The organism is Caballeronia sp. SBC1, assembly GCF_011493005.1.
GTDB lineage: Bacteria > Pseudomonadota > Gammaproteobacteria > Burkholderiales > Burkholderiaceae > Caballeronia.
Map to the genome: position 1 here is coordinate 709,352 of NZ_CP049157.1, position 21,028 is coordinate 730,379.

General features: G+C 58.2%; 20 protein-coding genes and 2 pseudogenes. 8 read left to right on the plus strand and 14 right to left on the minus strand.

What is annotated here, in order from left to right; all coding sequences use genetic code 11:
- Nucleotides 1–19: 19 nt before the first annotated feature.
- From SBC1_RS21230 to SBC1_RS21240, 3 genes and pseudogenes are all read right to left on the minus strand, one after another.
- Entirely contained in the window at nt 20–559 is a 540-nt protein-coding gene (locus SBC1_RS21230; protein WP_241202245.1) for a hypothetical protein, read from the minus strand.
- Nucleotides 556–1,014: pseudogene (locus SBC1_RS21235) on the minus strand (SDR family NAD(P)-dependent oxidoreductase); the annotation flags it as partial. The pseudogene SBC1_RS21235 and the gene SBC1_RS21230, both read right to left, overlap by 4 nt.
- Before the next feature lie 92 nt (nt 1,015–1,106).
- Complete coding sequence (locus SBC1_RS21240; RefSeq protein WP_165096777.1) at nt 1,107–1,850, minus strand: SDR family oxidoreductase; 744 nt, start codon at nt 1,848–1,850, stop codon at nt 1,107–1,109.
- Nucleotides 1,851–1,975: 125 nt separating this feature from the next.
- Between SBC1_RS21240 and SBC1_RS21245 the strand changes: the two genes are divergently transcribed.
- Nucleotides 1,976–2,872 (plus strand): LysR family transcriptional regulator, encoded by an 897-nt coding sequence (locus SBC1_RS21245; protein ID WP_165096773.1) that lies wholly within the window; start codon nt 1,976–1,978, stop codon nt 2,870–2,872.
- Here the strand turns inward: SBC1_RS21245 and SBC1_RS21250 are convergent.
- The 3 genes from SBC1_RS21250 to SBC1_RS21260 form a co-directional block, all read right to left on the minus strand.
- Nucleotides 2,830–3,783, minus strand: a complete 954-nt coding sequence (locus SBC1_RS21250; protein WP_165096769.1) for a sterol desaturase family protein — start codon at nt 3,781–3,783, stop codon at nt 2,830–2,832. The two genes, SBC1_RS21245 and SBC1_RS21250, sit on opposite strands and share 43 nt — an antisense overlap.
- A 109-nt stretch (nt 3,784–3,892) precedes the next feature.
- A complete protein-coding gene (locus SBC1_RS21255; RefSeq protein WP_165096766.1) occupies nt 3,893–4,597 on the minus strand; it encodes a LytTR family DNA-binding domain-containing protein in 705 nt (234 codons plus the stop codon).
- Nucleotides 4,585–5,667: a sensor histidine kinase gene (locus SBC1_RS21260; RefSeq protein ID WP_165096763.1), complete on the minus strand. Its 1,083-nt coding sequence runs from the start codon at nt 5,665–5,667 to the stop codon at nt 4,585–4,587. The genes SBC1_RS21255 and SBC1_RS21260 overlap by 13 nt, the downstream gene beginning before the upstream one ends.
- A 604-nt stretch (nt 5,668–6,271) precedes the next feature.
- Between SBC1_RS21260 and SBC1_RS21265 the strand changes: the two genes are divergently transcribed.
- The gene (locus SBC1_RS21265) at nt 6,272–6,736 is read left to right on the plus strand and encodes a cupin domain-containing protein (RefSeq protein WP_165101389.1); all 465 of its coding nucleotides are present in this window, start codon (nt 6,272–6,274) and stop codon (nt 6,734–6,736) included.
- Between the two features lie 94 nt (nt 6,737–6,830).
- Here SBC1_RS21265 and dmeF read toward each other — a convergent pair whose 3' ends face one another.
- The gene (dmeF, locus tag SBC1_RS21270) at nt 6,831–8,108 is read right to left on the minus strand and encodes a CDF family Co(II)/Ni(II) efflux transporter DmeF (RefSeq protein ID WP_165096760.1); all 1,278 of its coding nucleotides are present in this window, start codon (nt 8,106–8,108) and stop codon (nt 6,831–6,833) included.
- Nucleotides 8,109–8,116: 8 nt separating this feature from the next.
- Nucleotides 8,117–8,392, minus strand: coding sequence for a metal/formaldehyde-sensitive transcriptional repressor (locus SBC1_RS21275; protein ID WP_165096756.1), 276 nt, complete (start codon nt 8,390–8,392; stop codon nt 8,117–8,119).
- A gap of 392 nt (nt 8,393–8,784) precedes the next feature.
- Between SBC1_RS21275 and SBC1_RS21280 the strand changes: the two genes are divergently transcribed.
- Nucleotides 8,785–9,420: a cytochrome b gene (locus SBC1_RS21280; RefSeq protein WP_165096752.1), complete on the plus strand. Its 636-nt coding sequence runs from the start codon at nt 8,785–8,787 to the stop codon at nt 9,418–9,420.
- 128 nt (nt 9,421–9,548) lie between these two features.
- Here the strand turns inward: SBC1_RS21280 and SBC1_RS21285 are convergent, their stop codons facing one another.
- Both SBC1_RS21285 and SBC1_RS21290 read right to left on the minus strand, forming a co-directional pair.
- Nucleotides 9,549–10,478 carry a DUF4922 domain-containing protein gene (locus tag SBC1_RS21285; RefSeq protein WP_165096749.1) on the minus strand — a complete coding sequence of 310 codons (930 nt, stop codon included), beginning with the start codon at nt 10,476–10,478 and terminating at the stop codon, nt 9,549–9,551.
- Nucleotides 10,479–10,535: 57 nt separating this feature from the next.
- Nucleotides 10,536–11,021, minus strand: a complete 486-nt coding sequence (locus tag SBC1_RS21290; RefSeq protein WP_165096745.1) for an adenosine-specific kinase — start codon at nt 11,019–11,021, stop codon at nt 10,536–10,538.
- A gap of 240 nt (nt 11,022–11,261) precedes the next feature.
- On the opposite strand from SBC1_RS21290, the gene SBC1_RS21295 reads away from it, so the two are divergent.
- Complete coding sequence (locus tag SBC1_RS21295; RefSeq protein WP_165096741.1) at nt 11,262–11,426, plus strand: FmdB family zinc ribbon protein; 165 nt, start codon at nt 11,262–11,264, stop codon at nt 11,424–11,426.
- 93 nt (nt 11,427–11,519) lie between these two features.
- On the opposite strand, the gene SBC1_RS21300 is transcribed toward SBC1_RS21295, so the two are convergent.
- Nucleotides 11,520–12,389 carry a LysR family transcriptional regulator gene (locus tag SBC1_RS21300; protein ID WP_243830313.1) on the minus strand — a complete coding sequence of 290 codons (870 nt, stop codon included), beginning with the start codon at nt 12,387–12,389 and terminating at the stop codon, nt 11,520–11,522.
- Between the two features lie 151 nt (nt 12,390–12,540).
- Between SBC1_RS21300 and SBC1_RS21305 the strand changes: the two are divergent.
- Nucleotides 12,541–13,110 (plus strand): annotated as a pseudogene (locus SBC1_RS21305) (HD domain-containing protein); the annotation flags it as partial.
- A 287-nt stretch (nt 13,111–13,397) separates the two neighbouring features.
- On the opposite strand, the gene SBC1_RS21310 reads toward SBC1_RS21305, so the two are convergent.
- Complete coding sequence (locus SBC1_RS21310) at nt 13,398–14,201, minus strand: lipid II flippase Amj family protein (RefSeq protein ID WP_165096733.1); 804 nt, start codon at nt 14,199–14,201, stop codon at nt 13,398–13,400.
- A gap of 193 nt (nt 14,202–14,394) precedes the next feature.
- A complete protein-coding gene (locus tag SBC1_RS21315) occupies nt 14,395–14,658 on the minus strand; it encodes a hypothetical protein (protein WP_165096729.1) in 264 nt (87 codons plus the stop codon).
- 658 nt (nt 14,659–15,316) lie between these two features.
- On the opposite strand from SBC1_RS21315, the gene SBC1_RS21320 reads away from it, so the two are divergent.
- From SBC1_RS21320 to SBC1_RS21330, 3 genes are all read left to right on the plus strand, one after another.
- Nucleotides 15,317–17,236, plus strand: a complete 1,920-nt coding sequence (locus SBC1_RS21320) for a DUF3857 domain-containing transglutaminase family protein (protein WP_165096726.1) — start codon at nt 15,317–15,319, stop codon at nt 17,234–17,236.
- Nucleotides 17,237–17,658: 422 nt separating this feature from the next.
- Nucleotides 17,659–18,165 carry a hypothetical protein gene (locus tag SBC1_RS21325; RefSeq protein WP_165096723.1) on the plus strand — a complete coding sequence of 169 codons (507 nt, stop codon included), beginning with the start codon at nt 17,659–17,661 and terminating at the stop codon, nt 18,163–18,165.
- A gap of 351 nt (nt 18,166–18,516) precedes the next feature.
- Nucleotides 18,517–19,590 carry a helix-turn-helix domain-containing protein gene (locus SBC1_RS21330; RefSeq protein ID WP_243830314.1) on the plus strand — a complete coding sequence of 358 codons (1,074 nt, stop codon included), beginning with the start codon at nt 18,517–18,519 and terminating at the stop codon, nt 19,588–19,590.
- Between the two features lie 83 nt (nt 19,591–19,673).
- Here the strand turns inward: SBC1_RS21330 and SBC1_RS21335 are convergent, their stop codons facing one another.
- Nucleotides 19,674–20,972, minus strand: a complete 1,299-nt coding sequence (locus SBC1_RS21335; protein WP_165096717.1) for an L-fuconate dehydratase — start codon at nt 20,970–20,972, stop codon at nt 19,674–19,676.
- Between the last annotated feature and the right edge of the window lie 56 nt (nt 20,973–21,028).

The window sequence follows — 21,028 nt, forward strand, 5'->3', positions numbered from 1 at the left end:
GAACTAACAAAGCTCTCCATTAATCTCGCGCCGGAACCGCCGCGAACACCGTCCGATAATAAGCACGACCTTCCCGCATGTGCGATTCAAATGCGAACCCACGGCTCAGCATGTCGTTCATATCGGCGCGGGTGATTTTCATCACGTAGCTATGCTCAGTCGTGACCAACCGGCAGTTCCCCGAGGCCTCCGCCGCACTGAACCACTTGCCCGCGTCGGCATGACCGGCCGGGTAGGTATGGTCATCGTGTTCCACTTGCCAGCGGCCATCGAGCAGGATCCAGAAGTCATCGCGCGTATCCGCCGCCGAACAATCCGCGACTACCGTTCCCGCCTGCGCTTCCCACTCGCGTGAATGACTGATGGTCCAGCGCAACTGCTCTGTATCAAGCTTCGTAAAAAACGGCGTCTTCCTAAGCAGATACAAATAAGTAGTCGATGCTTTCATGGTCTTGCCCTCCTGCTGCGCGTAGCCCTGCTGACCGCACGCAGCGGCCAGCATGAAAAGGCCGAGCCAGGCGCCGCGACCGATACGCCCGGCCGTTGTCACCCTTGTCATCGCGATACCTTCGCTTCAAGCAGATCGCCCATGCCAATGCGCTTCGCAAATTCAATCCGCACTCGCTCGGACACCTCCAGCACCTGCGCCGCGCCATCACCGACAAAATCGATCACCGAGCGCATCGGCCGTGTGCCCTTCGCAAGCCCTACGATGCGCACGACTTCATCCGCAACCGCCTTGGGATCGGCGTCCGCCGGTGTCAGTGCGGTCAGGCGCTCGCCGATCTGATCCATCACGCCGTCGTATCGGGCATAGGCTGCGGCCCTTGCCGAGTCCGCTGGTTTGCCCGCGCTCGGGAAGTGGTCCGTGCCGCTGGTAAATGCGCCGGGCACGACAATCGATGTCTCCACGCCAAAGCGCGCCAGTTCATAAGCTAGCGTGACGGCAAGCGAATCCATCGCCGCTTTGGCCGCGCCGTAAGGGCCCATGAACGGGGGGAAACCACCCTTCGACTTGCCGATACCCGTGCCTGCGCCCGTTACCAAAATGACTGATTTCATGATGATTCTCCGAAACGTTTAGCTAAGCTAATGTTTTCGATCTATTAAGCGACACCACCATTGGCACGCAGGATCTGGCCGTTGACCCAGCCCGCATCCGGACCGGCGAGGAACGACACGATGGATGCGATATCTTCGGGCTGGCCAAGGCGTTGCAGCGGCGGCATCTTGGCGAAGGTCTGGATCTGTTCTTCGGTCTTGCCATCGAGGAAAAGCGAAGTCGCGATCGGACCTGGAGCAACGGCGTTTACCGTGATGTTGCGGCCGCGCAGTTCCTTCGCGAACACATGCGTGAACGCTTCAACGGCCGCTTTCGTCGCGTTGTAGACGGCGTAGCCGGGCATGTTCAAAGCGAGCGTCGTGCTCGAGAAATTGATGATGCGGCCACCGTTGTTCATCCGCGCCGCCGCTTCGCGCAGCGTGTTGAAAGTGCCGCGCACGTTGATGCCGAAGGTCTGGTCGTAAAGCGCGTCCGAGGTATCCGCCAGCGGGACCGTCTTCAGCACGCCGGCGTTATTCACCAGCACGTCGATCTTGCCGAGTTGCTGCTCGGTCGCGTCAAACATGGCGCGGACTTCGTCGGCGTTCGCTACATCGGCCTTGATCGCGATGGCTTTCGCGCCCTGCGCAGCGAGTTCAGCGACGAGCGCATCGGCTTCCTTCGAACTCGATGCATAGTTGATGACTACCGCAAAACCGTCGTTGGCGAGACGCCGCGCCACTGCTGCGCCAATACCGCGCGATGCACCCGTGACAATGGCTACCTGGCTGTTCTTGACTGTGTTCATGATTCGCTCCTTTGGGGTGGTGAGTGCGTGGAATGAAGTATTGATCATTCACATCGATTGATAATTACTCTTGATTTGGTAATATCATTCCATTTACTTTAACAATCACCGCTCGCGAGTTGCCCATGGACCGGTTTCAGGAAATGCAGGTGTTTATCCGTATCGCCGAGCGCAGCAGCTTCACGCATGCCGCCGACGACCTGCAGATACCGCGCGCCACGGTCACGAATCTGCTCAAGCGCATGGAGGAGCGGCTGGGGACGCGGCTGCTCGAGCGCACCACGCGCACAGTGCGGCTCACACACGACGGCGAGGCGTTCTACCGGCGCTGCGTACGGCTGGTCGCGGACATGGAGGAAGCGGAGGGATCGTTCCGCAACGTCGCGCCGAAGGGCCTGCTGCGCGTGAATTTGCAGGGCACGCTTGCCCGGCATTTCGTGGTGCCGGCGCTGCCTGAGTTCATCGCGCAGTATCCCGATATTGAATTGCAGATTGGCGAGGACGACCGGCTGGTCGATCTGGTGCGCGAGGGGATCGACTGCGTGCTGCGGGCGGGAACGCTGCAGGATTCGTCGATGGTCGGACGCCGCGTCGCGCTGATGGAGCAGGTCACGGTGGCGAGCCCCGCCTATCTGGAACAGTTCGGGGAGCCGGAAACGCTCGAGGCGCTGAGTGCGCACCGGGCGGTGAATTACCTCTCGAGCGGATCGGGGCGGCTTTTGCCGATGGAATTCACCGTCGACGGCCGCGCGGTCGAGATCCAGCTTGCCGCGGTGGTATCGGTCACTGGCGCGGATTTGTACACAGGGTCCGCGGTGGCGGGATTGGGGCTCGTGCAGGTGCCGCGATATCGGGTGATGGGGGAATTATCGGAGGGGACACTAAAGGTCGTGCTTGATGCGTTTCCGCCGCCTCCTATGCCGGTTTCGGTTTTGTATCCACAGAACCGGCAGTTATCGGCGAGAGTCAGGGTCTTCGCTCAATGGCTCCGGGAGATATTTGAAGCAGCGGGAAGGGTTTGATTTTGGCGTGCCATTTCCATTTCGCAGGAAGCGAACGAGCGCCGTAGATCTTCGGTAGTTTCCCCTTTGTTATCCGGCCGCCAGCCGGGCGGCTTGATCACATAGCCACACGCCTCGCGTATTGAGCGCGCTGTTATCACGTCGCGCCACAACGCACGCCAGTGTGCGAACTCGATAGTCAGCAAGTTATAGGTCGTCATGGGCCGCACCAGCCCGAAGCGACACGGCACGCTGCGCCTTTCTGCAATATAGGTACCAAATAAACGGTCGAACACAATCAGCACGCCGCCATAGTTTCCATCAAGGTATTCGATGTTGGAGGCGTGATGCACGCGGTGCGAGGAAGGCGTGTTGAGAATCCATTCCAGCGGACCCAGGCGTGGAATCCAGGCTGCGTGCAGCCAGAACTGGTAAAGCAGGTTAAGCGAAAGCAACGTCAGCACAATCCGAGGCGGCATGCCGAATAACGGTGCGAGCACGAAGAACAGTGTGGAACCGGTAAGACGGGCAGTCCAGCCGGTACGGTACGCGGCGGAAAGGTTGAGTTGATTCGGTGAATGGTGGACGGCATGGGTGCACCAGAACCAGCGCGTCCGATGTGCGGCACGGTGGTACCAGTAATAGCAGAACTCCTGACCAATGAAGCACGCGAGCCAGCCGCTCCAATGGTTCATCGGCAAGGTCCAAAGCCTGTGCCGCCAGAACCAGCTCATTGCGTCGCTCCAGAACGCAAGCGGCAGCAACCAGTGCAATGGATACTCGCGAACGAGGAGATCGACCACGGACACGGTGGCCGCCTTCCAGTCATAGCCACGCCAGCCGGATCGGAGAGAAAGCACCAGAGCCTCGGCGAATGAGGATGCGAGGATCAGGATGACAGAGTATTTGAGTATCGTGAGCAAGATAGCCATGACCGGATCATCAACAGGGCGATGACAGTCAGCGTAGTTCGACGCAGCTTGTACGGCAATCAACTTGGGACGAGTCGGGTCTGTGCAGGGGCGGATCGGACAATTTGCGCTATTGCCGGAGGCGTTGCATCAATGACTCGCGATGCTGCCGGCTGCAGGGCACCTCGACGCCGCTGCGCAGAATTATTGTGGCATCGCCTTTCGCCCGCGGCCGCACAGCGAGCACAGCGGCCAGCGCCACCGCAGCGCTGCGGTGCGTGCGGACGAACGCCGGGTCAAGGTCATTGAGCAACGCGGCCAGCGTGCGGCGCATGAGCAGGCTCCTTCCGGGAAGATGGACGTTGACGTAGTTGTCCGCGGCCTCCAGCCATTCAATGTCCTCGCAGCGCACAACATGCATTTGCCCGCGGTCGGCGATCATCAGATGGGCCGGCACGCCGATGCTCGGGCGTGCCGCGCCACGGACCGCCCCTCGCAACCGCTGGACGGCGCGCTCCAGGCGCTCCGGCTCGACCGGTTTCAGCAAGTAGTCGGCTGCATGGGTATCGAATGCGCGCAACGCATACTGGTCGAACGCGGTCACGAATACCAGCGCCGGAGCGTCGTCCGGCAGCGACGCGGCTACGTCGAAGCCGTCGACCCCGGGCATCTGTACGTCGAGGAAGATTACGTCCGGCCGTAGCTGCATAGCCAGCGTCAGCGCCATCGTGCCGTCGGAGGCTTCTCCGATCACGTCGACATCGGGAAACGCGCGAAGCATACGCAGCAGCTTGCTGCGAGCCAGTGCCTCGTCGTCGACAATCAGTGCGCGCATGGCAGGTTCATCCCGGCGATCAGGCCGCCGCCAGGTCGCAGTCGTAATTCGAGACTCGCCTGCGTACCGTACAACGATTGCAGACGATCCTCAAGGTTGCCGAGACCCACGCCGCGTTTGTCGGGAAGGTCGTGCAAATCCCCATTGTCCTCAACCTCAATCTGCAACTGGCCTGCGCTGCACTCTATGCGGACCACGATATGCGTAAGCGCTTTGCGCCGCTCGACCACGTGGCGAAAGCAATTCTCCAGGAGAGGCTGCAGTCCGAGCGTGGGGACACGGCAAGCCTGTGCACCGGCATCGACTTCCCACGAAATTCTGACGCGGTCGGAAAAACGCTGGACCATGATGTCTGCGTAGGCGTGAAGCAGCGTCAGTTCGTCGGCCAGTGACTGTTCGGGACGCTGACTCGCGTCGGTGGCTGCGCGCAACAATGTCGCCAGGCGGTTGAGCAGCTTGTCGGCCACATCGGGATTACTGTGGATCAGCGATGAAATGGTGTTCAGCGCATTGAACAGAAAGTGCGGCTGCAGTTGCTGGGTCAACTGGGCAAGTTGTGCCTGTCGCGCCAGGTTCGACTGCTGGGCGGAGCGCAGCCGCTCGGAAACCCACGCCCCGTAGGACCGCAGGCCGAAATGGATACCCGCGAACAACGCATAGAAGAGTACGAATTTGGTCGATTCGTAGGCCATCACTTCGAGCCACGGCTCATGCCGATACCTGACGCCGGCGAGTGCATAGATACCGATGCGCAACGCGTACATTGCCGTCACGTAAGCGACCAGTCCCAGCGGCATCCACGCCCCAAGGCGCAGAAACCATTGCAGGGGATGGTTGAGAAGACTGTCGAATTGGTTTGCGCGCTTTATTTGCACCACAACCAGCACCGTGGCTACAAGAGCGGCCGTGCCATAGTCGACGAACGGCTGCCATAAACGGTGTCCGCCATCGCGCAGATACTCCTGCACACCCACGACCAACATGAGCAGCAAGAATGCGGCCCACGGCCACACCAGACGCCGCCACAGGCTGATTGGTTTGATTTCGCCAACTAGAAAGCTAGTGTTCATTTACCCGGCTCATTCACGCTCGTCCCCGGCGCAAGTTTCGCGTCCACGCACCACATTTCGACGCTGCTTAAAAGCGGCTTTATTCTCACCCAACTTCGGCGAGCACTGACTATGGTAGTCGCAAAAACTTGTCGTGGTCCAGGATGGCTATGCCCTTCCCGTGTGAGTCACGCGAGGACGAAGTGCAGAAACCGGCCCCGAATGAGTCATTCGATCAGGACCCGCCATGACGATTCATTCCCGGTCAATTTATATCTACAGGATATCTAACTATTAGCGAAAAGGCGATATTTCAACAGAATCCATGTCGCGACGGGATCGCCCTCGCCCCTTTGCTGTCAGGCAAGACTGCCTGCGGGCGTGACCTCATGGCGGTCAATTCAACTGGCTAAATCAGGTTCGGAAGGACGCGCGCGAACCCATCCACCAACCCGCCCCGCAAGAAAACGATCGCCTTTTAAAGTTTTGTTCGCCGCCGCGTACTCAGGTGTTGTCCCGGTTACGAACCGCCAGTTTGTGGTGTGACAATCAAGCCGTGACTCACCATGCCATGGTGCCGTTACCCTACACATCAATCGCCGGCTCAACCAAAATGGAACAGAACATGCATCGCCACATTTATCTCGCGGCTATTCCCGTTGCCTTTGTTGCCGGCCTGTTTGTGTCTCACCTAAGCACGCCGGCTCGAGCTCAGACGCCAGATGTCAAGCTCACGGCGCAAATCATAGACCTGATGGCAATGACCGATGCCGATATTGGCGCACAGGTTCCAAACATGGGAACCTTACGTTCAAAGGGCCTGGTAGTGACGTCGAACGGAACCGTTGCGGTCCAGACGGGCAACGTGCCAAAGCATACTCATAGGGGCTCCGACGAAATCCAGTATGTGATCTCGGGAAGCGGCACTTTCTGGCTGGGAAACGAGCAGCGCCCGATTCATCCCGGAGACCTGATCATTATCCCAAAGGGGACGATACATGCCGGGTCCGAGCCGACCAGTGGAGAGTTCAAGGTTCTCTCGATCAAATTGCCGCCACAAGCTCCGGGCGACATGCAAATGGTGCCGTGAGACGCAATGCAGATCCGGGACCTGGCTACGGTTCTTGCGAACTGACGCGGTTTCTCCCGCACATGTCGATGCACGTTGACTTGACTGCCATGGCTCAGGCCATCGCTTGAGCGGGCTGCACTTCAACGGTGACGTGCGACAGGCCCTTGAAACGCCTGAGAGCCGAATGATAGAAACGCGAGTCGTGATTCGATTCATCAGTCGCAACGGACAGTACGGCGCTCATATGTCCGGGGCCGAGCCGCCAAACGTGTAGGTCGATGACCTTGTCACCAGCGGCCTCAATGACCTGACGCACGTTGTCCGCCATCCGTCGGTCGGGGTTGATGTCGAGAAGAATCGCCCCGGTGTCGCGCATCAGACCGTAGGACCAGTTCGCAATCACCAACGCCCCGATGACGCCAGCAAGCGGGTCCATCCAGACCCATCCGAAAGCGCGCGCCAGCAGGAGGCCAACAATGGCCAGCACCGAGACCGCTGCATCCGCTATCACGTGGATGTAGGTAGACCGGATGTTGTGGTCCCGGCTAGCCGCTTGGTCCACATCGTCGTGATGCTCATGCTCTTCGAATTCGACCTCGTGCTCGCCATCCGGCATCCGCACAATGGCTTTAAATGCGTGCGGCTCGGGAATGTCGTCATTCGACTCCATATAACTGCCCCGGTCCGCCAGCGCAAATACCTGTCGCGAGCCGTCAGGCCGTACAGTCGTAACGGACACCCCCGACGCGTCCAGTCGCGAACCCTCGGTTGCCGGCGTCATGCGGAAGACCGGAGGAACGCCGTCCTCGAAGATGGACACGTTAAACACACCTGACCCGGTGAAAACCCTCTGCACCTCTTCTTCGTGAGCGTGTTCGTCGTGACCATGGCCGTGCCCGTGGCTGTGACCATGGCTATGGCCGTGATGGTCGCCGCTCAGAAGCCAGACACTCGCGAGATTCACCAACAGGCCGACCACGGCGATGGGAATCGCTTCACCGAAATGGATAGGTACCGGTGCAAGGAATCGGGAAACCGCTTCGTAACCAATCAGCAAAGCAATCATCGCGAGGACAATGGCGCTGGTAAATCCCGCGAGGTCGCCGAGCTTGCCAGTACCGAATACGAAGCGGGAATCAGTGGCATGTTTGCGTGCGTACATATAGGCGAGTGCCGCAATCAGCATCGCGCCCGCGTGTGTCGACATGTGCAGGCCATCCGCGACGAGCGCCAGTGAGCCGAACATACTCCCACCGACGATTTCGGTAACCATCATCGCCGCGCACAACCCAATCACCGCCCATGTCCTGCGCTCGTTCTGTTCATGGGCCGCGCCCAGAAAGATGTGGTCATGCCCCGAGCCAAACGCGGCGTTTTTGAAATCACTCATTTTTGACTCTACTTGAAATAACTATGGACAACTTCGATGAGCTGTTCAGTCGCGCTGCCGGCTGGCTCTTCGTGACTGTCGGCGTCGACGAGATGGGTCCGTATGTGGTCCTCGAGCACGACAGCCAGCAGGCCGTTCATCGCACCACGGCAGCTCGTGATTTGCTGCAGCACGTCGGCACATCCATGCTCCTGTTCGAGCGCCCGCTCGATGGCTTCCACCTGCCCCTTGATGCGGCGCACCCTATTTAGCAGTTTCTGTTTCTCGCGAATTGTGTGACTCATGGATGACCTCGTATAGATCGTGATGAAGTATACCTAATATAGGGTAGGGGGGTATACCAACTTCGAAATCGAATGCTTATTGAAAGTAGCTGATCGCGTCAGGCAGTGCGTTCGCCACGTCCAGAAACAGAACTTCGCGCGCACCTGCCAATCCCCGGGTACGCGTCCAACAGGGACCCTGCGCAATCAAACTGAAAGGTATGAAATACAAATGTAAATGCGGGTGATTATTATTTGCATTTGTATTGACCGGCATGCACGGGATGGATACGATCTGACGCTCATTGGACCGTTCGTACGGCAGCCCCTGAACGCGTACCGTAGTCGCCGGACAACGGGCAATGTATGGCGCGGTAGCACATCAATTCGGCTTAACAAGTTTGGACGTGAACATGTCTGTGAACCGTATGCTGCAAACGGCACCACATAGCCGAAACGGCACTGCCGACGCGCAAGCCGCGAACATTCAGAACGGTGGCCTTGACGAGCGCAACGCACGCCGGATGAAACGCGGGCACGATCTGGACCGTTACGATGGCGTCGCGCGGTTTTTCCATTGGGTATTCGCCGCCGGCATTATTTACGCGAGTATTACCGGCTACACACTGGCCCAGCTTTCGGCCGGACCGGAGCGTGATTTCCTGTCGCGACTGAATATGTCGATCGCTACGGTGCTGATCGTGCTTTTCCCGCTGCGGGTGTGCTGGAAATTCGTGCGAATCGAGCCGCGTGCGCTTCCAGACGTGTCGGAACTGCAGAACGAGCTGGCACACCGAGTGCACATTTTGATGTACTTAACAATCTTCGCTGTGCTGGTGAGCGGTTTCTTGATGGTCCCGAACGGTTATTCATTTTTTGGTCTGGTCGAGATTCACACGCCATTCGTGAAAGGGGCGCTCACCGACAAGCTCTTCGTCATACACCGCGCAAGTTGCGCATTGCTGGCGGGGCTGGTTGTGCTGCACGTACTCGCGGTCGTCAAGCATCAGTTGATCACCCGTAACAACGTGCTGCGAAGAATGCTGTGAATGCTGTCCGGCGCCCCCATGGGGGATTGGCATACTCCACCGTCGGTTGCGCCACGGACGATCAGCGCCTGTGCATATTTCCGCCTCGTGAGGCACAGCCTTAAAGCGAAAACGCTATACAGGTGGCCCTATTGACCCACAGCGGCAGCGACCGCGACGCGTTGCAGCACGGACATCGGACCGAGACTTTTAATGACTTCCATTTGTGCTGCGTCACGCACGAAGAGTGATCCGGCAAATCCAAGCGCATTCACTGAAATGCCCTCGACGCATTCCGAATACCTTGGTACGAGCAGCATCCATCGGCGGGTGACAAGCAGGTTGTACGGTGCCGACTGATGCAATTCGCCATTCACCTCGATCGCTCGCAGGCCGGTAGCTTCGAGCAACGCGTGGTAGCAATCGAACGCGGTGTGTGCTGCATGCCGCGAGGCGGCAGGAGCCAGTTCCAGACGCGCGAACGCGTGCAGAAAAGGCAGGCCAGGAATAGTGCCTACCGTGCCGATAGGACCTTCCACGCCCCCGGGTCTTAAAACAGATTCAATGGGGAGCGGCGGACCTGATTCTCCAAGCGGCAGCGGCACGATCTGCAGATGTTTGTGGCGTTGACTCGCGCCGGATTCCGCGCCGCCATTGTAGAAGGCGAGGCCGTCGAACTCGGCCATGCAGGAGGCCAATGCAACAAAGTCCGCGAACTCAAGTAGCGCTTCCTGCGGTTTGAAGCAACGAGTGACGATCAGCAGATGATGGTCGATGACGTTGAACTTGTTGAGCAACGCGACGTGAGTGTCCGAGATATCGGCCACAAAGAGGTCGGAGTCGTAAGGAAGGAATGGATTCACCGCGCTGCACGCCCCCGCCTCGACCTTGCGCGCCTGTCGAGTTTCCTCCTTGCGCGCGAGGCTTGCGACCTGGCGGACGAGAAAGCGTACACCGCGTTCTTCGAGCAGCGTCTGGATAGTCTCGATTGGCCGCAGCGCACCACAGCGCAACGCATGCTCAGTCTGACGCAGGATGGCTGGCCACAACGTGCCGGGCTGAAGACGTAAATGTTCCATGGTTCCATGGTCGGTTGTTCGATGGGCACACGGGTCGAGCGATGAGAGCAATCGCACCTACACTTTGTAACCGATAGCACGCAGCAGGTCCTTACGCCATTGAACGTCCTCCTCGTTTTCCACGCCGAGCGGCGGGAACCCGTCAACCACACCCAGGATACCGCGCCCCTGCTCCGTCTCGGCAACCAGAATCTGCGTGGGATTCGCCGTCGCGCAGAATATCCGGCATACCTCCGGCACAGCTTTTATCGCATTCAGAATATTGACGGGGTAAAAGCCATCGCCGAGAAAAATCAGGAAGCTGTGGCCCGCACCGATGGCAGCGGCATTCTGGCACGCCAACTCGATCAGGTTGGCGTCGGTGCCAGACCGGCGCACAAGGCGCTTACCTGACGCTTCACAAAATGCCAGACCGAACTTGATACCCGGAACGGTACCGACCATTGCCTCGTGCAGATCCTCGACAGACTTGATGAAGTGGCTTTGCCCCAGGATGAAGTTCGTCGCTTCGGGTTTGACGATTGTTACCGTAAGCACTTGCATATCGGACCTCGCTTTGTGGCGCCAGGAACACTGCGGTGGAGGCGGTTTTCGCCAGCAGGCGGGACCAGTATCAGTTCATCACGTTTCGCCGGACGGCGACCACCTTGGCCATATCAAGCCTAGTACGAACCGGAGACACATGCCTGTGCATTTCCTGCACTAGAATGAATTTCACAGTGCCGGACAGTGCTGGTGAGTCGCGTCAGGCCGGCGAGGTAAATTCGTGTGGGAGGAGCGCAAATGCCAACGTATCAATATCGTTGCGAGAAGTGTGGCCATTCGTTCGAGCACGCTGAACATCTCGCCGAACACGAGAACGCCCATCCACCTTGCCCGAAGTGCGGAAGCGAGACGCGTCAGCATGTACCAACGCCATTTGTCGCCAAGACGTCGAAAAAGAGCTGAGATGTTGTCTCGCGTCAATTCGTCGGGCTGAGCGGGAGTTAGTTCGCGCGCCAGGATGCTGGCCACCTCAAAAAGGAGGACCGTGCCTCGGGTTCACTTGCCGTGGGTATCACACTGTACGAACGACTCCCGGGCTGCGTTGCGCAAAATTTCCTGAGCGCGTTGCGCGATCGGGGATAGATAGCCGGCCCTTCGTATCAGTCCGACCTGACGCAGCAGGCCGTCAAGCTGAATTGGACGCACGGCGATGTCAAACGGCAGGGGGCCAGGGTCGAAGCTGCGCGCGTTGATCAAGCTAACCAGCTGCGTGGTAGATACGATCAGAAACAACGCGGCCAAACTATTGGCCTCGGCCACAATGCGCATACGTGGGTACCCGTGCTTTGCAAAGGCTTGCTCGATCTGCACACGCGCAAATTCCTGTCGACTCGAGGCTGCCCATGCGCAGTCCACCAGATCCTCTAGCGTGACCGATTCCCGCTCAGCCAGAGGGTGCCCGGTCCCAACCATCAAATTGTAGTGATCGTCATAAAGGACCTCCTTGGCCATTGATGCGTTCAATGTGTCGGGCAAGGGGCATACAGCCAGTTCCACTTCACGCCGGTCAATGGCGTCCAGCAGCACGTCGCTAAACGCTGTTGTCACATTGACGCGTGCTGCGGGCCGCTCCACCAGCAGTGTTGGGAAAAGCGAGCGCAGCGCGAATCTCGTGGTGGCCGGCGTCGTACCGATACGCAGCAGGCCCGCGTGTCCGCCACCAATATCGCGCGCTTCCTGCAGCGCACTATCGAGCTGCAAGGACACGCCCGATACCCGCGCATGAAATACCTTGCCTGCCTCGGTCAATACCGAACCGCGTGCGGTGCGCTCGACCAGAGCAACTCCCACCTTGCGTTCCAGCCGCTGTATGGCCTTGGTCACGGCCGGCTGAGAAATGCCTAACTGGTCGGCAGCGCGTGCCAACGTACCGGTACTCGCAATGATCAGAAAGTATGCAAGGTCGTTATCAATCATGCCATTCCTGCAAGTTATGGATTTTGGCCTTGCAGTTATTGGATTTTATATCGCCATCCCCTGAATATTGAAGCTCCAATTACAGAGAAGGAGAAGTTCCATGAAAGGTAATGAACAGTGCGCCGTGTTTCGCCACATGCGCGACGGGACGGAGCAGGATTGGGCGATTATCGGTGGTGAGATTGGGCCGTTCGCCAAAGGACTGCCTGGCCGCCTGCTGGACCACTTGCAACTGCTGGATGGCGACTTTGGCGGCTTTCCTGTCGATCGTCTGACGCACAGCCTCCAGACTGCCACGCTGGCGCATCAGGACGGCCAGGACGAGGAATACGTGGTCTGCGCACTGCTGCACGACATTGGCGACACGCTGGGAAGTTACAACCATGCCGACGTCGCAGCCGTGCTGCTGGAGCCATTCGTCAGCGGGGAAAATCACTGGATGATCCAGCACCATGGGATCTTCCAGGGGTATTACTTCTTTCACCACATGGGCATGGACCGCAATCTGCGCGATCGCTACCGCGACGTGCCGGAGTTGTTCAAACGTACCGCGCATTTCTGCGAGAAATATGATGCGGCGGCCTTTGATCCGGATGCGGAAACGCTGCCGCTAGAGTTCTTCGAACCGATGGTGCGGCGAGTGTTTGCCGAGCCGAAGCGGACCCTGTACAAAGCCGCATTCGAGAAAATAGGCCGAGTGTCATTCCGGACGACCCTCAGAGGAAACGGACGCGAAAACTTCACCCGCGCCCAAGAAGATTCAGATTTGGGTTTGCTTCTGCTCACCCTCCAGACAGCCCACGGATGACAGTCAAACTGCACTGAAAGACTCATAGCGCGCCTGCCATTCGCGAGGACATCAAGAAGCCTGACGGATGCCGGCGCCCAACTACCGGGAGCGCCCGTACTATCCCCATGAGCGATCCGTCACAGCATCGCAGGATTGCTTAATCCACGCTAAATCAGCTCCGCGACGCGTACGATAATGAGCGCGGCCGGTACGAGCATGATTTGTGCACATAAGGTTCCGACAACACGTGCCCCGGCGAGGGTGGTAATAGCTCGCCTAAAGCTGTTTTCGGAGATTCGGCCTTCGATAACGTCGTCGGTCATGACAGAAACCTGCGGGTCGATGACGACCGCCAATACCACGGTCGCAAAGCCATTAATGACCGACGACAGATTGGCGCACGTGACGCGCAAATCTGGCTTCAGGTATCCCGCGTAAAGCGACGCGAAAACACCGACGGTCCAGATGGCCATCGCAAAGATGTTGAGCGCTATCACCGTCCCGGATACACCGGCGCCGCTCGCTAGCTGAGAGATATTTTGGCGCGACGGGACCCGCGCGCCGTCCCGCAAATAGTTGATACCGCCGCGGCTGAAAATGTGGAGTAGAAGGCGCGGCAGTGATCGATTAGCCTGAAAATGCTCGACAGCGCGGCTGAAATAACGCTGGAATGTTGGGATCAGCAAAGCGCCCACTATGCTTGCCGCTGTGGCTGTAATCAGGAAGAGCCGAAAATCACCGAGCAGGCCACCTTCAAGATGTCGAGCAATATCAAGCTCCACACGCTTGGCTATGAACGGCCCTTGAAAGGAGTTCGCCGTTCGGGAGACAAGGGCAATGATCCCGAACAGTGAGAACGACACAGCGATACGTCGAGTGCGAACACCGGCGATCCGCACAGCGTAAGCCAGCGTCGCGATAACGTGGATTACGAATGTAAGTCCGCAAATAATCAAAAGCTGGATGTCCATGCGATCGCGGCGAAGTTGAACGAGAGTCGAAGTCTACCGGAGCGCCGTCGACGGTTCGATTGTCACCAACCTGACGGTCAATACGGAAGGTTGGAAATTGACCGCACTGGCGCGTTCTCCGCTCCGCGCTGCCAGTCCCGGACATGATCCTCAGGAGCCGCTTCCGGCCACCCCGCAGCAAGTCCCTGTCAGACTAGCGATAGTTAACAAAGTTGATGATGTCATTGAGGAACCACGGCAGAATCAATTGCGTATCGGGATAGCTGACGCCAACGCTCAGCCTCGGTGGCGTTGATGACATGGAGTCACTGGGCATCGGACCGTTAGTACTATGAAGAATATAGGTATCCGTGTTGGCGGGATTTGGCCGGGCGATCTGATTATTCTCGGGCGACGAGGTTGAGGAGCAGCCGGCGGTGAGCACAACGAAGGCCGCTGCCAAGCAAAAGGGCTTCATGATGGCGTGAACTCCAGCAACGTTACTTGGCCAGTATGGCCGATGAAGAATTCGTCCCGGACGTGGCTGGACTCTGCCAGAACGCAGAGGCGCAGTCCCGACCCACAACAGCCGATCCTTTCGATTTCGTCCGTTTCAGGGCTGAATTCAGGGCTGAATTCAGGGCCGACAAGTGACATTCGCAATTGAAGCCTGAAAAATCACAAACAGGTCGTTGCACACCGTTGGTTTTTATTTATCGTCCAATACCGACGGAAAGAGAAATAGATGGCCAGGTTCCCTACAGGTCGGCATACCCGTGCATTTCCGCCTGATCGGCCTGCCCTGCGTTCCAGTGCGCGTGTGCTTGGCCAAGCGCATCAGGAACGCTTAGCGTTTGGCCTGAACCGGACGTACTACACATATTCTGACTCCATTGGGACCTCTGCCTTAATCCGCATCATCGTACTACGCCGTTTGTCGTGGACGAAGAAACGCCAGCTCCCGGATGGTCAGATTCGACCGTAATCGCCCGCGTGGTTACCACGAGCCAATTAATTGAGAAGTCTTCTACCAGGACCCGCGCACTAATCCGTGGTGGCATGCCCATCGCCGTGGTAGTTTCCTGATTCGGCACCTCGAAAGAGGGAAAAAATAAAATTTAAGAGAGACTATCCGCATGCTGATTGCGCGAAACGAGCGGTCGAAATCAATGGATGGCCTGTTCATGGCACACCTCATCGCGGCCGTCATCACCGCCGTGGTCACCGCGCATTGCTCAGCCGCTTTTGCCGCTGATTACGCTCCTCCCGTGACCGTCTTGTCCGATGAGAATATCTACACGGTGAATGGCGATGGCACGTCAATACACGATCAAACGCGGTCAATTCACATTGAGAATGACGAGGGGGTTAGAAGCTACGGTCAGGTTTCATATCGATACAGCAACGAATTCCAGAAATTCGACGTTCTCGATGCTTACACAACAACTCGAGACGGAGCGCGTATCGACGTTTCGCCCAATGCGATCTTCACCCGTCAAAGTCCGGTGAGCGCCTACGCACCTACTTTCGATGACAACCTTGTCAAGACGATTGTCTTTCCCGGCGTCGAGCCTGGCGCGACTGTCACGATGCGCACGCGTGAGACGCAGGTCACGCCATTGTTCCCGGGGCAATTTTCGGCTAATGCCTCGTTTCCTAACGACAAAGCCATCAAGAGTGCGAGCGTAACTATAAATGCGCCATCATCAATGAAACTGCATGCGGACGTCGTTGATATGCCGGGCGGGCTGGTTGCTGCAGATGTCGACGGGGAACAAACGTGGAGTTGGTCGATAAAGGATGCACGCGCACGCCCCGGCGAAGCCTACGCGCCAAGCATTGACGATCGCAGTCCGCGGCTAGCGATCACAACGTTTCCCAGCTATGAGGCGCTTGGGCAGGCGTACCTCGCGCGTGCGCAAACTCAAATGGCCGCTACACCCGACATACAAGCGCTGGCCAATGAGGTCACGACGGGAATTACCGACCGGCGCGACCAAGCGGATGCCATCTATCAATGGGTTAGCCGAAACGTTCGCTACGTCGCCGTCTTTCTCGGTTTCGGCGGGGTTGTCCCGCATACTGCGCAGGACGTTTTGAAGGCGCGCTATGGCGACTGCAAAGACCATACAACGCTGCTTCAGGCGCTGTTGGCAGCGAAAGGCATCAAAAGCAGCACGGTACTCGTCAATGCGGATAGCCGCTATTGGCTGCCTTCAGCCGCTAGCCCGCTGGCGGTCTTCAACCATGTGATCACCTACATTCCCGAGTTTGACGTCTACGTTGACTCAACAGCGGGCACGGCCCGATTCGGCATCCTTCCTTTGAACGAAAGAGGCAAACGTGCTTTGCTGACGGGCGACGGTGATGAACCTAGCCGCCTGGTCACTCTTCCCCTCACACACGCGGACACCGACAAGGTAATCGTCACGACGGAGATCAGGTTGGATAGCGCTGGCACAGCTCGAGGCACTAGCACAGTCGAAAACCGGGGCGAATATGACTGGATCGCGCGTTCAATTTTTGCCGAGTTGCGCGCGGGTACCGAACCGCTGTTTGCGCAAGTGTTGCTGACGGGGAGTGGAGCAGACGGAACCGGACACTATATTCACGGCGACATTCGTAATCTCAAGGACGCGTTCTTCTTCTGGACTGTGTTTGAGCTACCCGACTACACCCCTTTTCCCGGCCCTGGGGCCATGCGTGTTCCAAGAGGGTTAGGCGGCATCAACAATATCTCCAGCGCCTTTGACGGGTTAGGTTCTAATAGACGCAGAACCCCGTTCCTATTTAAAGCAGGGTACTTCAGCGAGATTACCAAAGTGAACTTGCCCGCCACTATGAAGGTGTTAAGCCTTCCGAAACCCGCAACCGTTACGTCAGCGTTTGGCACTTACACGTCTTCCTATGCCCTTGAAGGCAGAACGGTGACCGTGACTCGGACGCTTGATCTGACGTCAGGAGTTCCGTATTTGCAGCCGGATGAGTGCCCCGCCCTAAAAAAAATGGTTGTATCAATCAAGCATGACCTTGCGGCGCAGATCGTGTATCAATGATCGATACACTGAATCGGTAAACCGAGCGGTCGCAAACAAATGGCGCGAAAACCGAACGTGCGGAGTCGAGAGGACCATCGGATTGCCGACGATTCCAGTCGAAATGTTGAAGGACCGCTTGTGGCCGAACCCGGTCTGACGATTAACTCGCTAGAGGGTCGGCATAGATCGGTCCGCGTCGAGCAGACGTCGGCCCGCATCCGACGGCCAATCTCCCCGGCAGTGGCCATCGGTGGATTCGCAAGTCTAAGCACGCGCAACTCGGGTCGCTTCGTGAGTTTCCAAATTTATTGCCGCTCAAGCGTCTTCCAGTGAGTCAATTCGACGGCTATTTAAATATAAAGAAAGTATGTTCCCGGCCGTTAATACAGACTTCGACCAACCGCGGTGCAAGACGGACCGTTCAACTCACGGCGATCCCCATGAAGAACAGAAGCCTGGCCTGCGTCCTTGGACTCACGTGCGTATTGCTCGCGGGATGCCTGACAACCGTCCCCAAAATTGATGCACAGCATTCTGCTAGCGTCCAGACGAGACAACTGATTGCTAACGGGATACAAGCGCCGACGATCGACGCCAATGGAAATCTGGTGACGCCATGGGTACGCGATTCGATGATCTCAGCGTTCTACATGCGAGCAGCCCACCTCGGGATTAAGATCAATCCGAACGGTATTCCAGTAACTATTCACATTACAAGTGTCAGAAGTAGATCCGAGACCGCTCGCGCATTCGCAAATTTCTTCGACGGCGCTGATCATCTTAGCGGAGTCGTCAGTGTGGGGGATGCTAGCTTTGAGATTGAGGAAGACACGTGGCTAGACTGGGCGATTACTGGTTTTCGTTCGATGGAAGAGGTTTCGAATGCGGTAGGCGAGCAGGCAGCGAATGGAATCGCGTTAGTCGCCGGACTGCCAGTCAGTGACTGACCTCTCAGGAGGTCAGTCACTGACTACGTTGCAGACGCTTCGCGTGCAGCTATATTATCGACAAATTGGGGGCCCCCTTTCGAAGGACTGAAAGTGGCTGGTCCCGGTCTGTCAACGTCCGGAGGCTGATCAGAGCGCGATATATCGCCCTTTGATCTTTCGCCTCACATCCAAAATCAAAGAAACGTTCGCCCGATACTCCCCGCGCGGGGCCGCGCGCGCTACGGCGAACAAGTACTGATATGCTTTGCAACCTACACTAGCGCGCTCGGAGCGGGCTAGTGGCTCGACATAAAATCCAGCCGCACGGGGCGGATCAAAACTGGACAAAAAACAGCGATGGGCACTGCATTGAACGACGACTCGCACCACACTGCCATACCGCTAAGCCGCTTGTTATCGCCGCCGGAGTCGCCGACGCTTTCACCCGGCATCGTACACAGCAATTTCAGCGTTCAAGGCAACGCCCGTCAAAGCTTCCTCGCCTGGCAGGAGCGTATGAGCCCTGTCTACGACATACAGCCGTCCTCAAATCAAGCTGAAGATACCTTCGCTGCATCGCTGTCTCGTTACACAATCGACAATCTGAGCCTTTTCGATTTCCGCACCGGGCCGAACCTGGCCGTGCGGTCGTTAGGTCGTGTTTCGACCGAAAGCGTTCGTGACATCAGCTTCAGCGTGTTCCTTGAAGGGCAACCGTCGCAGTTCCTGGGCGGCAAGCCGCGGCTCGATGCGCCGCACATACCGCAAGTGCCAAGCATCCTCGCGCTGGACATGGATCAGCCGTGCACGATCCAGAGTTTTCATGGTCGCTTGCTGCTCCTTTTTGTGCCCCGCGCGTTGGTGGAAAGGTCGTTCCCAGATGCCGCCTCGCTGCATGGCCGCTGGGTCCGCGCCACCACCCCTGTAACGCGCATATTGATTGACCATCTGGTGGCGCTGAAGCGACAAATCGTCGGACTGAGCAAGGTGGACGCGCATCAGTCTTTTCTCACCGCTGTAGAGCTGCTCGCGGCCGCTTTCAGCCGCCAAGCGGGGCTTTCCGGCGACGGCCGCGCAGCGGTGCGCGCGGCCGTCTATGGACAAGTGCGGCGGTATGTAGAGGCTAACCTGCACGATCCGGATTTGACGCCTGACAGCGTGTTGGCATCGCTGCATCTCTCGCGCGCCAGCGTGTATCGTCTATTCGAACATGACGGCGGCCTGGCCGCTTATATTCGCAGCCGCAGGCTGCGAATGGCGGCCGATGAGCTGGTGCGCTTTCCGCATATGGAGGTACAGGACATTGCCTCGGGGCTGGGTTTCAATGATGCGTCGAGCTTTACCCGTGCATTCCGCCGCGCCTTCGACATCGCGCCACGGGAACTGCATGAGTACGCGCCCCTGCTCCAACGCAAACATGCAACGCAGGAGCGCTTCACATAGTCGGGCAATGCGCGCGGCTCAGCCGCGCATCCCGAACGCCCATGCATGGCGTCGTCGAATACCAAAGCCCAGCGCGTACCGTCTCAGGCCCGCCAGGCAGGACCCTCAGGAAAGTCATACTGATCGAGCGACGCCGCCTGCATTTCGATGCTGTAGCCCGGACGTTGCGGCGGCATGTATCTGCCGTTTTGGATCACGACAGGATCGACGAAATGCTCATGCAGATGATCCACGTACTCGAGCACCCGGTTCTCCAGCGAAGCCGACACGCAAATGTAGTCGAACAACGAAATGTGCTGGACGTACTCGCATAAGCCCACACCGCCCGCATGCGGGCAAACGGGCACGCCGAATTTCGCCGCCATCAGCAGGACGACGATCACTTCGTTCAGACCGCCCAGGCGGCAGCTATCGACCTGACAGAAGTCGATTGCCTGCGCCTGCAGCAACTGCTTGAACATCACCCGGTTATGGCAATGCTCGCCCGTCGCGACGCCGATGGGCCGGATCCGCTGGCGGATAGCCGCGTGGCCGAGAATGTCGTCGGGGCTCGTGGGTTCCTCGATCCACCACGGATCGAATTGCGCCAGGCGCCGCATGTTCGCGACCGCTTCATCGACGTCCCACACCTGGTTCGCATCCATCATCAGCTTGCGGTCTTCGCCAATTTCCTCGCGCAGGATGCGGGCGCGGCGCATATCTTCTTCGAGGTTGCCGCCCACCTTCTGCTTGAAGTGCGTCCAGCCTTGCGCCACGCCTTCACGGGCGAGCCGGCGGATCTTGTCGTCGTCATAGCCTAGCCAGCCCGCCGACGTCGTGTAGGCCGGATAACCGTGCGCCAGCATCTCCCTTTCGCGCTCGCCCCGGGTCTTTGCATGGCGGTGCAATAGGGCGATGGCTTCTTGCGGCGTGATCGCATCGGTCACGTAACGGAAATCGAGGCAACGCACGAGTTCTTCGGGGCTCATGTCAACGAGCAGCTTCCACACCGGCTTGCCTTCCGCTTTGGCCCACAGGTCCCAGGCGGCATTCACGACAGCGGCCGTTGCCAGATGGATGACGCCTTTATCTGGGCCGATCCAGCGCAGCTGGCTGTCCGACGTCAGCGCGCGCCAGAAAGCGCCCATGTTCGCTGCAATATCTTCAAGTTTTTTGCCGACAACGAGAGCGCTAAGCGCGTGTACCGCACTCACGCAGATCTCGTTGCCGCGCCCGATGGTGAACGTGAGGCCATGACCCGTGAGCGTCTCAGGCGAATCCGTTTCAAGCGTCACGTAGGTGGCGGAGTAATCCGGCGCGGCGTTCATCGCATCGGAGCCGTCGAGTGAACGCGAGGTCGGAAACCGGATGTCCCGGACGGACAGCTTGGTGATCGTGGGCATCTGAACCTCCTCCCCATTGAACAACGAGGGCCGCAGCCCAAACAGGCGCCGCACCC

What these genes read in the sequence shown, in the direction of transcription:
- SBC1_RS21230 (WP_241202245.1), bottom strand. Translation starts at nt 559, where the DNA reads ATGACAAGGGTGACAACGGCCGGGCGTATCGGTCGCGGCGCCTGGCTC.
- SBC1_RS21240 (WP_165096777.1), bottom strand. Translation starts at nt 1,850, where the DNA reads ATGAACACAGTCAAGAACAGCCAGGTAGCCATTGTCACGGGTGCATCG.
- SBC1_RS21245 (WP_165096773.1), top strand. Translation starts at nt 1,976, where the DNA reads ATGGACCGGTTTCAGGAAATGCAGGTGTTTATCCGTATCGCCGAGCGC.
- SBC1_RS21250 (WP_165096769.1), bottom strand. Translation starts at nt 3,783, where the DNA reads ATGGCTATCTTGCTCACGATACTCAAATACTCTGTCATCCTGATCCTC.
- SBC1_RS21255 (WP_165096766.1), bottom strand. Translation starts at nt 4,597, where the DNA reads ATGCGCGCACTGATTGTCGACGACGAGGCACTGGCTCGCAGCAAGCTG.
- SBC1_RS21260 (WP_165096763.1), bottom strand. Translation starts at nt 5,667, where the DNA reads ATGAACACTAGCTTTCTAGTTGGCGAAATCAAACCAATCAGCCTGTGG.
- SBC1_RS21265 (WP_165101389.1), top strand. Translation starts at nt 6,272, where the DNA reads ATGCATCGCCACATTTATCTCGCGGCTATTCCCGTTGCCTTTGTTGCC.
- dmeF (WP_165096760.1), bottom strand. Translation starts at nt 8,108, where the DNA reads ATGAGTGATTTCAAAAACGCCGCGTTTGGCTCGGGGCATGACCACATC.
- SBC1_RS21275 (WP_165096756.1), bottom strand. Translation starts at nt 8,392, where the DNA reads ATGAGTCACACAATTCGCGAGAAACAGAAACTGCTAAATAGGGTGCGC.
- SBC1_RS21280 (WP_165096752.1), top strand. Translation starts at nt 8,785, where the DNA reads ATGTCTGTGAACCGTATGCTGCAAACGGCACCACATAGCCGAAACGGC.
- SBC1_RS21285 (WP_165096749.1), bottom strand. Translation starts at nt 10,478, where the DNA reads ATGGAACATTTACGTCTTCAGCCCGGCACGTTGTGGCCAGCCATCCTG.
- SBC1_RS21290 (WP_165096745.1), bottom strand. Translation starts at nt 11,021, where the DNA reads ATGCAAGTGCTTACGGTAACAATCGTCAAACCCGAAGCGACGAACTTC.
- SBC1_RS21295 (WP_165096741.1), top strand. Translation starts at nt 11,262, where the DNA reads ATGCCAACGTATCAATATCGTTGCGAGAAGTGTGGCCATTCGTTCGAG.
- SBC1_RS21310 (WP_165096733.1), bottom strand. Translation starts at nt 14,201, where the DNA reads ATGGACATCCAGCTTTTGATTATTTGCGGACTTACATTCGTAATCCAC.
- SBC1_RS21315 (WP_165096729.1), bottom strand. Translation starts at nt 14,658, where the DNA reads ATGAAGCCCTTTTGCTTGGCAGCGGCCTTCGTTGTGCTCACCGCCGGC.
- SBC1_RS21320 (WP_165096726.1), top strand. Translation starts at nt 15,317, where the DNA reads ATGCTGATTGCGCGAAACGAGCGGTCGAAATCAATGGATGGCCTGTTC.
- SBC1_RS21325 (WP_165096723.1), top strand. Translation starts at nt 17,659, where the DNA reads ATGAAGAACAGAAGCCTGGCCTGCGTCCTTGGACTCACGTGCGTATTG.
- SBC1_RS21335 (WP_165096717.1), bottom strand. Translation starts at nt 20,972, where the DNA reads ATGCCCACGATCACCAAGCTGTCCGTCCGGGACATCCGGTTTCCGACC.